This is a genomic window from Sphingobium abikonense NBRC 16140, from assembly GCF_001598335.1.
Lineage (GTDB): Bacteria > Pseudomonadota > Alphaproteobacteria > Sphingomonadales > Sphingomonadaceae > Sphingobium > Sphingobium abikonense.
Genome location: NZ_BCYT01000003.1, coordinates 262746 through 276652 on the forward strand (window position 1 = coordinate 262746; position 13907 = coordinate 276652).

At 65.1% G+C, this 13907-nt stretch carries 8 protein-coding genes; 6 read left to right on the top strand and 2 right to left on the bottom strand.

The window, feature by feature from the left end; translation table 11 throughout:
• Nucleotides 1–109: 109 nt before the first annotated feature.
• The 4 genes from SAB01S_RS05165 to SAB01S_RS05180 all read left to right on the top strand — a co-directional run bounded on the left by SAB01S_RS05165 (nt 110) and on the right by SAB01S_RS05180 (nt 8745).
• Nucleotides 110–1120: a LacI family DNA-binding transcriptional regulator gene (locus SAB01S_RS05165; protein ID WP_174525619.1), complete on the top strand. Its 1011-nt coding sequence runs from the start codon at nt 110–112 to the stop codon at nt 1118–1120.
• Nucleotides 1121–1168: 48 nt separating this feature from the next.
• Complete coding sequence (locus tag SAB01S_RS05170) at nt 1169–4147, top strand: TonB-dependent receptor (protein ID WP_062732021.1); 2979 nt, start codon at nt 1169–1171, stop codon at nt 4145–4147.
• A 96-nt stretch (nt 4148–4243) separates the two neighbouring features.
• Entirely contained in the window at nt 4244–5698 is a 1455-nt protein-coding gene (locus tag SAB01S_RS05175) for a glucoamylase family protein (RefSeq protein WP_245646411.1), read from the top strand.
• Complete coding sequence (locus SAB01S_RS05180) at nt 5695–8745, top strand: galactose-binding domain-containing protein (RefSeq protein ID WP_062732023.1); 3051 nt, start codon at nt 5695–5697, stop codon at nt 8743–8745. Before SAB01S_RS05175 ends, SAB01S_RS05180 begins: the two co-directional genes overlap by 4 nt.
• 1 nt (nt 8746) lies before the next feature.
• Here the strand turns inward: SAB01S_RS05180 and SAB01S_RS05185 are convergent, their stop codons facing one another.
• Nucleotides 8747–10093, bottom strand: a complete 1347-nt coding sequence (locus SAB01S_RS05185) for a carboxylesterase/lipase family protein (protein WP_062732024.1) — start codon at nt 10091–10093, stop codon at nt 8747–8749.
• Nucleotides 10094–10220: 127 nt separating this feature from the next.
• On the opposite strand from SAB01S_RS05185, the gene SAB01S_RS05190 reads away from it, so the two are divergent.
• Together SAB01S_RS05190 and SAB01S_RS05195 are read left to right on the top strand one after the other, a co-directional pair.
• The gene (locus tag SAB01S_RS05190) at nt 10221–11216 is read left to right on the top strand and encodes an aspartate carbamoyltransferase catalytic subunit (RefSeq protein ID WP_062732025.1); all 996 of its coding nucleotides are present in this window, start codon (nt 10221–10223) and stop codon (nt 11214–11216) included.
• A 29-nt stretch (nt 11217–11245) separates the two neighbouring features.
• A complete protein-coding gene (locus SAB01S_RS05195) occupies nt 11246–12469 on the top strand; it encodes a dihydroorotase (protein ID WP_062732121.1) in 1224 nt (407 codons plus the stop codon).
• Between the two features lie 63 nt (nt 12470–12532).
• Here the strand turns inward: SAB01S_RS05195 and SAB01S_RS05200 are convergent, their stop codons facing one another.
• Nucleotides 12533–13807: a dipeptidase gene (locus SAB01S_RS05200; RefSeq protein ID WP_062732026.1), complete on the bottom strand. Its 1275-nt coding sequence runs from the start codon at nt 13805–13807 to the stop codon at nt 12533–12535.
• Nucleotides 13808–13907: the final 100 nt, after the last annotated feature.

Sequence of the window (13907 nt, forward strand, 5' to 3'; positions counted from 1 at the left end):
GTGAACCTTTCGCGCGCCCACTTGCAGTGGCTTATGGTTTCTTGTAACCGGTTACAAGACGGCTCGGCAAGTCATGGGGCCGATAAAATCTTCGCTGGATGGATTGAGGATGACGGGAAAGGAGATCGGGCAGGCGACCATTCGCGACGTCGCGCGCGAAGCCGATGTGTCGGTTGCCTCCGTGTCGCGCGTGTTCAATCGTCTGCCCAACGTCCGTCCCGAACTCAAGGAACGGGTGGAGCAGGCCGCGCGCAAGCTCAACTATGTGCCTCATGCCGGCGCGCGCAATCTCAGCATGGCGCGTACCGGGGCAATCGGCGTCGTCCTGCCGGACCTTCATGGCGAATATTTCTCCGAAATGCTGCGCGGCATGGAGCGGGAAGCCGCTTTGCACCACCGCCATCTGTTATTGTCCAACATGCATCTGGATATCGGCTACGGGATAGATGCGCTGCGCAACATGCGCGGGCGGGTCGATGGCCTGATCGTCATGGCCCCGCACATCAACTTGGACGCTCTGTTCGCGCAGCTGCCGCCCAGCATCCCGGCCGTGCTGCTCAATTGTCAGGACAATGGCCAGGGCCGGCCCGAATTGCGGGTCGACAATGTGGCGGGCGCGGGCGCGATGGTGCGGCACCTCATTGATTGCGGCCGTCGCGCCATCGTCCATGTCGAAGGGCCGGCGGGCAATGTCGAGGCGGCCGACCGCGCGCGCGGCTATGTTCGGGCGATGGAAGCGGCGGGCCTGAAACCCGTCATCCTCCCCGGCAATTTCGACGAGGAATCCGGCCGCCGCGCTGTCGATCGCCTCCAGGCCGAACAGATCGACGTCGACGCCATCTTTGCCGCCAACGACATGACGGCGATCGGCGTCATGGTCGCGCTGCGCGACATGGGGGTCGATGTTCCGACGCAGGTGGCGGTCGCGGGCTTCGACAATATCCCGCTCGCCCGGCTCGTCAGCCCGGGTCTTACCACCATGGCCGTCGATATCGCCGACATGGGAGCGCGCGGCATCAACCGCCTCGTCGCGCTAATCGACGGTGAAGCCGTTCCGCAGATGGAACTAAGGCAACCCGGCCTCATTATCCGCAACAGTAGTCAGCTTTCAGCTGCGTAACGAAAATCCCGTCGAGGGAATCAGGGTTAAAACAAGGGGAAGATGCACATGAGCAAGTTGTCCGCAATCCGTCTGCTGCTTGTCGGCGCTACGTCGCTCAGCAGCCTGGCCGTCGCCATACCGGCCGTGGCGCAGACCACGGTCGCCTCGATCCGTGGCCGCGTGACCGACAGCGCGGGCGCGCCCGTCGCGGGCGCGACGGTCACACTGACCAGCGCCGGCACCAGCCGCGCGCAAACCACCACCACCAATGACGGCGGCACCTATATTCTGAACGGTGTGCGCGCGGGCACATACCGGATTTCAGTGTCCGACCCGGCGAAGGGGTCGTTCCAGCGTGATATCGCCGTGGGCGTCGGCACAGCCGCCACGGTGGACGCGCAATTGTCCAGCGCGACCGACGCGGCGCAAGGCACCGCCACGGCCTCGGCCGATGGCGACGGCGCGCAGATCGTCGTCACGGGCAGCCGCCTGCGCGAAGTCCAGACCAGCGAAATTGCGACCAATATCAGCCAGGAACAGCTGCGCGTCCTGCCGCAGACGGACCGTAATTTCCTCAGCTTCGCCGCGCTCGCGCCTGGCGTGCGCTATAATGACTCCGAAACCGACAAGAGCTTCTCATCGGGCGCATCGCCCGCCAGCCAGGTCAATGTGTTCATCGACGGCGTCAGCCTCAAGAACAAGCTGCGCGAAGGCGGCGTGGCGGGTCAGCAGAACAGCCGCGGCAACCCCTTTGGCCAGCTCGCCGTGCAGGAATTCCGCGTCATCACCCAGAATTACAAGGCGGAATATGAACAGGCAGGCGCGGCCGTCATCACCGCCGTCACCAAGTCCGGCACCAATGATTTTCATGGTGAAATCTTTGGCCAATATACCGACAAGTCGCTGACCGAAAAAAGCTTCATCGACAAGCGTGACGGCAATCCCAAGCCCGCCTTTGAACGCAAGCAATATGGCGCGTCGCTCGGCGGCCCGATCATCAAGGACAAGCTGTTCTTCTTCGCCGCCTATGAAGGGAATGACCAGGATCGCGCCTTCAACGTGCGCTCCACTGGCGCGGCCGATGCGATTGCGGAATTTGAACGCTTTTCCGGCCGCGATATCACCGATTTCGAAGGCTCCTTCGTCAGCCCGTTCCGCAGCGATTTCTATTTCGGCAAGCTGACGCTGACCCCCGACGACTATCAGACGTTCGACGTGTCGTTCAGCCGGCGCGAGGAAACCGATATCCAGGGCTTTGGCGGCAACACCGCCTATTCCTATGCCGAAAACAAGATCAATGTCGTCGACACCTACCAGTTCAAATGGACCTATGACGACGACACGGTCCTCAACGAATTCAATGCCAGCTATCTGAACTACAAATTCAACCCGACGGCGCTCAATCCCGACCTTCCCGCCTTTGACTATCAGGGCGTGATCCTGTTCGGGGGCAAGGATTCGACCCGGCGCGAAGTGCAGCAAAGCTATAATTTCCGCAACGACATCACCTATACCGGCTTTACCGGTCACGCGATCAAGTTCGGCGCGCGCATCGAATTCACCGACATCAGCTTCGACAATCAGGCCTTCATTCAGCCGCGCTATTATTTCCGCCGCGAACCCAACAATAACCTCAACTTCGCTTTCCCGGCCGAAGCGCGCCTCGGCCTTGGCTCGGGCCTCATCCAGTCGTCCAACACCCAGCTTGGCCTCTATATTCAGGACGACTGGGACATTACCGACCGGTTGCAGCTCAATCTTGGTCTGCGCTGGGATTATGAAAGCAACGGGTTCAACAACCGCTACACGACGCCGGCCGCCGCCGCGACGGCGTTGCGCGCATTGCCCACCACATCCTATTTCGACCCCGAAGACTATATCACCGACGGCAATGACCGCAGCCCGTTCAAGGGCGCCTTCGCGCCGCGCTTCGGCTTTTCCTGGGACGTGAAGGGGGATCGCAGCACCGTCATCTTCGGCGGCGCGGGCCGCTATTATGACCGCAATAATTTCAACAACACGGTCGATGAACTCTCGCGTACCATAAACCCCATCGGTCTGTTCCGCTTCTCCGCCGACGGCCTGCCGCGCGATGGCCAGCCGACGGTCGCCTGGGACCCGTCCTACCTGACCCGCGACGGGCTGCTGGCGCTGATCAACAGCAACCCCGAAGTCGGCCTGCCCGAACTCTTTGCGGTCAAGAATAATGCCAAGCCGCCGGTCAACGACCAGTTTTCGCTGGGCGTGCGGCAGAAGGTCGGCATTTTCGAAGCCTCGCTGACCGCCTCCTACCAGCGGGGCAAGAATGGTTACACCAACCTGTTTGCGACCCGCAATGACGGCGGCTTCGGCACCTGCTGCGATGGCGATCTGCTGGCGGCAGTGCGCGCGGCGGGCTATTCCAACGTGCTGATCGGCTATGACGGGCTCGATACCCGCTACAAGGCGCTCTATTTCACGCTCGACAAAAATTACACCAAGGCATCGGGCTGGGGCCTCAATATCGCCTATACGCTGGGCAAGGCGGAAAAGAATGGCGGCGATCTCTTCAGCCTGGATGCGCCGACGCCCGACGCCTATGGCTGGCGCAATTCGCCGGGTGACGAGCGCCACCGTATCGTCTTCTCCGGCATCGTCGACCTGCCGCTGGGCTTCCAGTTCTCGACGCTGACCACGCTGGGGTCGGGCCAGGCTTATCAAGTGACGGACGGCACCAACGGCGCGTCGTCGGGTTTCAACGACTTCACCGCTCGCTATCCGGAAAAGAACTGCATCAAGGGGCTGTTCGCCTTCTGCGAAGTCAATGTGACTTTGGCCAAGAATTTCCCGCTGTTCGGCCGGGACGATCAGGTCAGCTTCGCGGTCGATGTCCTCAACCTCTTCAACAACAAGAATTTCCGCGATTTCGATGGCTTCTTCAACAACACGATCAATCCCGACACCGGCGAAGTGACCGATCCGCTGCTGCCCGCCAATGGCGCGAATGCGGCGAACCTGCTCACGCTGCCCCGGCGTATCCAGTTCCGGGTGGGTTATCGCTTCTGACGGCGTCCCGTTTCGGGACGGCCGCTCGTCGCATGACGCGGGCCGTCCCCCCTTTTACATTTCTGGAGGTGATGATTGCTGGATAGACGGACATTCATGGGCTCGGCCGGGGTAGGGCTGGCCGGGCTTGTGTCGGGATGCGCCACGCGCACGCCCCAGGCGCCCGTCTCGACCGCGCCGGTTGCGGTCGATGGCTGGACCCGGCTCGACCAGCGCCCGGCGCTGGACGTGGAAGTCAGTCCGTTGATCGACGACATCCAGAAACTCGCCTTTCGCTATTTCTGGGAAGTCACCGACGAAAAGACGGGCATGGCCCCCGACCGCTGGCCCACGCCCTCCTTCGTGTCCATCGCCGCGATGGGTTTTGCGCTGACCGCCTATCCGATCGGCGTCACCCATGGCTGGATCAGCCGCGCCGAAGCGCGCGAGCGCACGCTCACCACGCTGCAATTCCTCGCCGCCGCGCCGATGGGCAACCAGCGATCGGGCGTCAGCGGCTATCGCGGCTTCTTCTATCACTTCCTGGGGTCGACCAAGGGCTATCGCTTCTCGCTGTCGGAACTCTCGACCATCGACACCGCCCTGTTGATGGCGGGCGTCCTGTTCGCGCAAAGCTGGTTCGACGACCCGGTCGATGCCGACGAAGCGCGCATCCGCGATCTTGCCGAACAACTCTATCGCGCCGTCGAATGGAACTGGATCACCCCGCGCGCACCCTTCGTGTCGATGGGCTGGCATCCCGAAAGCGGGTTCATCCGCTCCGACTGGGAAATCTATAATGAAGGGATGATCCTCTATATATTAGGCATGGGGTCGCCGACGCATCCATTGCGGGATGACACATGGAATGTGTGGAGCACCCAGTTCGAAAGCAGTTGGTCGTCGCGCTGGGGCGAACCGCATCTGCATTTCGCGCCAATGTTCGGCCACCAATATAGCCATGTCTGGGTCGACTTCCGCGGCATCCAGGACCGGTTCATGACGCAGAAGGGCATCGACTATTTCGAAAACAGCCGCCGCGCCACCTATTGCCAACGCAATTATGCGATCGAAAATCCGGGCAACTGGGCAGGATATGGGCCGGACTGTTGGGGTCTGACCGCCTGCGACGGGCCGGGCGATTTCAAGATGATGCTGGGCGGCAAGGAACGCGAATTCTACAGCTATTCCGCGCGCGGACCGGGCGAACGCGATGATGGCACGCTGGCCCCTACCGCGCTGCTGGGGTCGCTGCCCTTCGCGCCCGAAATCGTCGAGCCGACCGTGCAGGCCATGTATTTCCGCTATGGCGAGCAGCTTTACGACAAATATGGTTTCCTCGACAGTTTCAATCCCACCATCGTCCGTCGCCCGCCACAGCCTTTCCGCCATGGCGAATTCCGCCTGGGCGTCGGCTGGGTCGACAAGGATTATCTGGGCATCGACCAGGGGCCGATCGTCGCGATGATCGAAAATCACCGCACCGGCCTCATCTGGAACACGATGAAGAAAAATCCGCATATCCGGCGGGGCCTGCAACGGTCGGGCTTTACCGGCGGCTGGCTGGGATGACGCTGGCGACGCTCGCCTTCCTGCTCGCTGCCGCGCAGCCGGTCGCGGCCGAGGGGTTCGAACAGCCCGACCGCTGGACCGCCGCCGCGTCCGATGGCGTCGCGTCAAAAGTGTCGGCCGTGCCGGGAGACGATGGCCAGGCGCTCCGGCTCGATTATGACTTCGGCTCGGTATCGGGCTATGCCTTTGCCGCGCGGACGCTGCCGATCGACTGGCCGGACAATTATGTCCTGCGGCTCAAGCTGCGGGGGAGGGGTGACGTCAACGACCTCCAGCTCAAATTCACCGATGCGTCGGGCGACAATGTCTGGTGGGTACAGAAACTCAATTTCCGCCCCTCGGCCCAATGGCAGGAACTGCGTATTCGCCCGCGCGACCTGGAATTTGCCTGGGGGCCGACCAAGGACAAGAGCCTGCGCCGCACCGATCGCATGGAAATCGTGTTGGTGCGCGGCCGCGACGGGGGCAAGGGGCATGTCGAGATCGACGATTTGACGCTGGAACCGCTGCCGCCAGCGCCGCCGCCCTCATCCCCCAAAGCCAGCGACCCGGCCGTGCTGGATGGCGACAAATCGACTGCCTGGCATGGACGGGCCGGACAATCGCTGACGCTCGATCTGGGCGCGCCGCAGCGGCTGTCGGCGCTGTTGCTCGACTGGCAGGGCGCGGCGGCCTATCGGGTCGAAGGATCGCAGGACAAGCGCGCCTGGCAGACGCTGCGCGCCGTGGATGCCGGCGATGGCGGCCATGATCCGATTGCGCTGCATGGCGCGGAGCCGCGCTATCTGCGCATCCGGATGATCGGCGAAGGCGCCCTCGCCGAAGTCGCGGTCAAGGATATCGACTGGGCGCCCACGCCCAATGATTTCATCAGTCGCCTGGCGAGCCAGGCGCCGCGCGGCCGCTATCCGCGCGGCTTTACAGAACAACCCTATTGGACGCTCGTTGGCACGGATGGCGGCGCGATCGCAGGCCTGATCGGCGAAGATGGCGCGATCGAGCCGGCCAAGGGCAGCTATTCGGTCGAACCCTTCCTCACCGTCAACGGCGCCCCGGTCGACTGGGCGGGCGTCACCACCAGCCAGAGCCTGGTCAACGGCTATCTTCCCATCGCCACCACCAGCTGGCAGGGGCAGGGCTGGACGCTGGAAAGTACCGCCTTCGCGCAGACGGAACCGGACGAGCCGCGCCTGCTGGGCCGCTGGCGCGTCCGTAACACAAGCGATCAGCCGCGCACCGTCACCCTCACGCTGGCGGTCCGTCCGTTTCAGGTGAACCCGCCCGCGCAATTTCTGGCGCAGCGCGGCGGCGTCAGTCCGATTTCCACGATCCGCTGGGACGGGTCGCGCCTCCATATTCGCCAGCCCGGCCCGGTCGCGGGCGACCCGCCGGTCGATCGCTTGCTCACCCCCATGGTAACGCCGCAATCGGTCGGCATGGGCGGCTTTGACCAGGGCGCGCTGGCCACGCCCGAAAGCTTGCCATCGGCCACCCATGTGGAGGATGAGGCCCATATGGCGCAGGCGCGCCTCAGCTGGACGATGCGCCTGCCGCCGGGCGAAACGCTGGACATGCCGGTGGCCTTTGCCGGTTCGGCGCCTACCGATGTCGAGATGGCGCTGGCGCAGACCGCCGACCAGTGGCGGCAACGCCTCGGCAGCGTCACCATTCAGGTGCCGCCCGCCAAGCAGGAGCTGGTCGACACGCTGCGCACAGCGCTCGCCGATATTCTGATCAGCCGCGACGGTCCAGCGCTCAAGCCCGGCACCCGTTCCTATAATCGCAGCTGGATACGCGACGGCGCGATGATGTCGGACGCGCTGCTGCGCCTTGGCGTCAATGATCCGGCGATCGCCTTTGCCGACTGGTATGGCGGCCACCTCTTCGCCAATGGCAAGGTGCCATGCTGTGTCGATTTCCGGGGTGCGGATCCGGTGCCGGAAAATGACTCGCATGGCGAATATATCCACCTGCTGGCGCAACTGCACCGCTACACTGGCGACACTGCCCTGCTGGCGCGCCATTGGGACCGGCTGGACGCCGCGCGCCGCTATATGGACGGACTGCGCCTGTCCGAACGCACCGCCGCCAACCAGACGCCCGACCGTCAGATGCTTTACGGCCTTTTGCCGCCTTCGATCAGCCACGAAGCCTATTCGTCCAAGGCGCAATATAGCCTCTGGGACGATTTCTGGGGGCTGGCCGGCTATGACGGCGCGCTTTACGCCGCGCAGGTGCTGGGCAAGCCGCAAGCATCCGCCATCGCCGCGCAGCGCGACCAGTTTGCCGGCGACATCGTGAACGCTATCGACGCGGCGGCACAGCATTGGTCGATCGATTTCATCCCGGGCGCAACCAGCCTGGGGGATTTCGACGCCACCTCCACCACCATGGCGCTGGAGATCACGGCGCTGCAACCCCGGCTCGACCAGCGGCTGCTCCACAATACATTCGATCGCCAGTGGCGGCGCGTGACCAGTCGCGCCACATCGGCCGACTGGGACGATTACACCCCTTATGAACTGCGCAACGTGTCGGCCATGCTGCGCCTGGGCCAGCCGCAACGCGCGAATGATCTGCTCGCCATCTATATGCGCGATCGCCGCCCGGCCGGCTGGAACGCCTGGGCGGAAGTCGTAGGTCGAGAGCCGCGCGCCATCCGCTTTCTGGGCGATCTGCCCCATGCCTGGGTCGCGTCCGACTATATCCGCGCCGCGCTCGACCTCTTTGCTTATGAGGACAAGGCGAGTGAGACGCTGGTGCTGGGCGCGGGCATGACCGGCGACTGGCTGACGGGGCAGGGGGTTCGCATCGACGGGCTGCGCACGCCCTATGGCGCCCTGGATCTGGCGATGGCGGGCAACGCCAAGCGGATGGCGGTGACGATCGGCGGCGGCGCGCGCCCGACCGGCGGTTTCGTCCTGCGCTGGCCCTTCGCCGGTGCGCCGCCAGCCACGCGGGTCAACGGTCGATCGGCGCAGTGGCAGGGCGATGCGCTGCGCCTGCCCGCCACCGGTAAGCCACAGCGCATCGTCATCGGCCGCTGACCTATTCGACGACAGCCTCGCCGCTGGTGGCAAAGTCCATCTGCTCGCCACCATCGGCGCTATAGCGCGGCCATTGCGGCAGGCCCGCGCCATTGGGATCGCCGCTCTTCACGAAATTGGCCAGATAGCCGCTCATGATGCCGCCCATGCGATTGTCGCGCGGCGTGGTGGCCGCGCCATATTTGATGGCCTGCGTATCGAAGAAAAACGGGATGTCGGTCGCGTGATAGGCGTTGGTGCCGCCCACCGATGTCGCCACATAGGAAAAGCGGTAGGCGTAGGTTGGCATGCCGCGCCCGGCGAACAGCGCCGCCAGGTCGCGCGCGCCGGCGACCATCGGCCCGTCCGGCCCGCCAATGTCCGCGCTCGTCGCACCGATCATGACCGGGATTGCTGGCGCTTGGCCGCTTTCATGCGCGGCGATGACATCGACCGCGCTGCGGCCGTCGGTCACCGGACTGAAGAAATTCTCCATCTTCGCCAGGTTGAGGTCGCCCACCACCGCGCGGGCGGGCAGGGCGCGCAGCCTGGCCGCGGCGTCCGGCGCATCGGGCGCAATCCCCTGGCTTTCCCCGAACGCCACCGCCAGCCATTCCGCATCGGCAGGTGTCGATAGTGCGCCCGGCTTGCCATTCCCGCCGGACATGATGACGGCCCGGTCGAACAGCCCCTTGGCCAGCGGCGTCGTCATCAGCGCATGGACTGACCGGCCGCCCGCACTTTCGCCAACGATCGTTACCTGATCCGGGTCGCCGCCAAAGCCCGCGATGTTCCGCTGTACCCATTTGAGCGCCGCGATCTGGTCCAGCAGGCCGTAATTGACGCCCTGATCCTTGCCCAGCGCCGGGTGGCGGAACGTGCCAAAGCGCCCCAGCCTGTAGTTGAAGCTCACCACCATCACGCCTTGGCTGGCGATGGGCGCACCGCTATAGGTGGGCGGCGACGATCCGCCATTCACGAAACCGCCGCCATAGATCCACACCATGACCGGCAGCTTTCCCTTGGCGTCGGCCGGCTTCCAGATATTGAGGTACAGGCAATCTTCCGACGGCGTGGTGCCGAGCGGCGCCGCATCGCTGGGGAAGGGTTCCTGCATGCAGTCATTGCGATAGGCCGTCGTTTCGCGCACCCCGCTCCAGCGCGCGGCGGGCTTGGGCGGCTGCCAGCGCAGCGCATCGACCGGCGGCGCGGCAAAGGGGATGCCCTTCCAGCTTTCGACACCGTCCGCGACACTGCCCTGCACCTTGCCATATTCGGTCGTCGCTACCGGAGCAGCGGCGCCCGCATGGGCTGGCATCACCATCGCCAAGCCCAGCATGGCGGCAAAAAATCCTTTGGTCCGCGTCATATATCGTCCTGTCCTGCTCCCCTGCGGCACACTATGCCCGCCCCGGACAGCGTTGCCAATGGCGCAGCGGTCGTAGGTCGGGCTGCCTCTCTTGCCCTGATCCCGGCGCTCGCCTAAAGGGGCGCTCATGCCTCCCATGCCCGCCGCGTCCGTCTCGTCCGACCTTACCGGTCGCGCGCTGTTCCCGCATCGGCATCTTCTGTCGATCGCGGACCTCAAACCCTGGGAAATCCGCTTCCTGCTGGACGAAGCGGAATATTGGGCGCAGGCGAACAAGGGCCAGGCGCGCAAACATGACGACCGGCTGGCCGGCATGACGCAGATCAACGCCTTTTTCGAAAACAGCACCCGCACCCTGCTGTCGTTCGAAATCGCGGGCAAGCGGCTGGGCGCGGATGTCGTCAACATGCACGCCGCGACCTCCAGCGTGAAGAAGGGCGAAACGCTGATCGACACGGCAATGACGCTCAACGCCATGGCCGCCGACGTCATCGTCATCCGCCATGCCAGTTCGGGCGCGGTCGCCCTGATCGCGGACAAGGTCGATTGTCCCGTTCTCAATGCCGGGGACGGCTGGCACCAGCATCCCACCCAGGCCCTGCTGGACGCGCTCACCATCCGCCGGCGCAAGGGCGGGTTTGAAGGCCTCGTGGTCGCGATCTGCGGCGATGTGCTGCACAGCCGCGTCGCCCGCTCCAACATGCTCTGCTTGGCGGCGCTGGGGGCGCAGGTCCGCGCCATCGCGCCGCCCACATTGCTGCCGCCGGAGGTGGAGATGCTGGGCGCCACCCCCTATAGCCGCATGGACGAAGGGCTGGATGGCGCGGACGTGGTGATGATGCTGCGGCTTCAGAATGAACGGATGGACGGTGCCTTCATTCCTTCGGCCCGCGAATATCATGCGCTTTATGGCCTGACGCCCGAACGGCTGGCGATCGCCAAGCCCGATGCGCTGGTCATGCACCCCGGCCCGATGAACCGGGGCGTGGAAATCACCAGTAGCGTTGCCGATCACCCGCAACGGTCGGCCATCACCGAACAGGTCGCCATGGGTGTCGCTGTCCGCATGGCCTGCCTCGACGTGCTGACCCGCAGCGCGCGTGGTGTGGAGGGATGGGCTTGAACATCCCGACCATCAAAGAAGGGATGGGCATGACCCTGCGCGCCATCGTCAATGGCAAGCTCGCCGATCCTGCCGCCGACGCGCTGCATGACGGCGTCGTCCTGATCAAGGGCGACCGGATTGTCGCGACCGGCCAGGTCGATGTGCCGGCCGATGCGGAGCGGATCGACGCGCGCGGCCTGGTCGTCGCACCGGGCCTGATCGACCTCGGCGTCTTTGCGACCGACAAGCCCGCCTTCCATTTCGGCGGCATCACCCGCGCTGCGCTGATGCCCGATCAGCGCGCGCCGCTCGATGATGTGGGCCTCATCCGTCAGGCAACGCGGGCGGGCAAGCCCGATTTCTGGGTCCATCCCATCGCCGCCGCGACGCGCGGCCTGATGGGCACCGAAATGGCGGAAATGGGCCTCATGCAGGCGGCGGGCGCGAAGGCGGTCGGGACGGGCCGCCAGTGGATCGCCGATTCCGGCGTGATGCTGCGCGTGCTGACCTACGCCCATGGCCTTGGCCTGACGCTCATCGCCCATGCCGAAGATGGCGGCCTTACCGCCCGCGCCGTCGCCACCAGCGGCGAAACCGCGACACGCCTCGGCCTGCCGCACGCGCCGGCCTGCGCCGAGGCCATGGCGATCGCGCGCGATCTGATGCTGGTGCGCGAAACCGGCGCCGCCATCCACTTCCGCCTCGTCACCACCCGCGCCGGCTTCGACCTCATCCGCGCGGCAAAGGCGGAAGGGCTGCGCGTCACCTGCGGCATCACGCCCGCCTATCTGTTCCTCAACGATCAGGCGGCGACCGATTTTCGCACCTTCGCGCGCCTGTCGCCGCCGCTGCGCCATGAAGCCGATCGCCTCGCCAGCATCGCCGCCGTCGCCGACGGCACGGTCGATGTCATTACATCAGGCCATGATCCGCGCGGGCCGGAGGACAAGCGCCTGCCCTTCGCCGACGCAGCGCCAGGCATGGCGGGCGCGGAAACCTTGCTGGCGCTCTCGCTCAATCTGGTGCGCGAAGGCCATGTGTCGATCAACCGGCTGATGACCCTGCTCTGCGCCAACCCCGCGAAAATCCTGGGCGTTGACGCGGGCAGCTTCACGCCGGGCAGCGCCGCCGACCTCATCCTGGTCGATCCCGACGCGCCATGGATCGTCGATTCATCGCGCATGGCGGCGTCGGCGGGCAACACGCCGTTCGACAAGCTGCCGGTGCAGGGCCGCGCCCGCCGCGTCATGAAGGGCGGGGCGTTCCTCTGACCAACTGCTGAGACTTTTGAGCCGGCCGAAGGCCGTTACCAACGGCGCGTTACTGACCAAAGATCAGGCAGGATCGGCCGGCGGCATCGCGCTGCCTTCGGGTTCGTCCTTCATCGCCGCTGCCGTCTTTTCCGCGGCCGCCATGACGCGCAATATATTCTCGCCCGCCAGCTTGGCGATGTCCGCGTCGCTCCAGCCGCGCCGCATCAGTTCTGCCAGCAGCGCGGGATAGGTCTGCACCCCGCCCAACCCTTCGGGCAGGTCGCCGACGCCGTCAAAGTCGCTGCCGATCCCAACATGGTCGATCCCCGCCACCTTGACGATATGCTCGACATGGTCGGCGACCTGACTGATGGTCGCCTGGGGCTTGGGATGCGCCGCCTCCCATGCCGCCAGCGCCCTGGCCGCGCCTTCGGGATCGCCGATATACAGCCCGCCAAAGGGCGGCGCATTGTTGCGCGCGATCTCCGCGCTGCGATCCGCGCCCCAGACCCGGCGCGCCTCCGACACATATTGCGCGGCGAAATTCACCATGACGACGCCGCCATTGGCCGCCACCTGCTTCAGCACCGCATCCGACACATTGCGCGGCGTGTCGCACAATGCCCGCGCATTGCTGTGGGAAAAGATCACCGGCGCCTTCGTCACGCGCAGCGCGTCCAGCATCGTCGCCTCGCTGACATGGCTGAGGTCCACCAGCATGCCCAGCCGGTTGAGTTCATGCACCACCGCCTCGCCAAAGGGGGTCAGGCCGTCATGCTGCGGATTGTCGGTCGCGCTGTCGGCCCAGCCGATCGTGCGGCTGTGGGTCAGCGTCAGATAGGCCGCGCCCAGCTGATGATAGGCGCGCAGCACCGCCAGGCTGCCGTCGATCTGGCCGCCGCCCTCCACGCCCATCAGCGACCCGATCCGCCCGGCCTTGTGCGCTGCGCGCATTTCGGCGGCCGTGCGCACCAGCCGGAAATCCTGGGGATAGCGGGCGGCGAGACTGTGCACCATGCCGATGGCGTCCAGCGTATCCTTGACCTGCTGAACCGGCGGCAGGTCGGCCGATACCCAGACGGACCAGAATTGCCCGCCCACGCCGCCGGCGCGCAGCCGTTCGACATCGGTGTGATAGGTGGCCGGGTCCAGCCGCCTCAAATCCATGGTCCAGCGGGCGTCCTTCGCCTTTTCCGCCAGCGCCTCGGGCCAGTCATTATGGCCGTCGATCAGCGGCGTCGCTTTCAGCACCTTTGCGATGCGCACGGCATAGGGACCCGTGGCGGGATCATCGGCGGCATGGAGGGCAGGGGAGGCGAACAGCAGGGGCACCAGCGCCAGGGAAAGCATCTTCATGGGACGCGCAGGCTAGGCGGGGCAGAACGCAAGTCAATCACTTCCCGCCGCCGGTTGCCGTTGGTGGCAATCCTATAACATGCGCTCATGAACGCGCTGG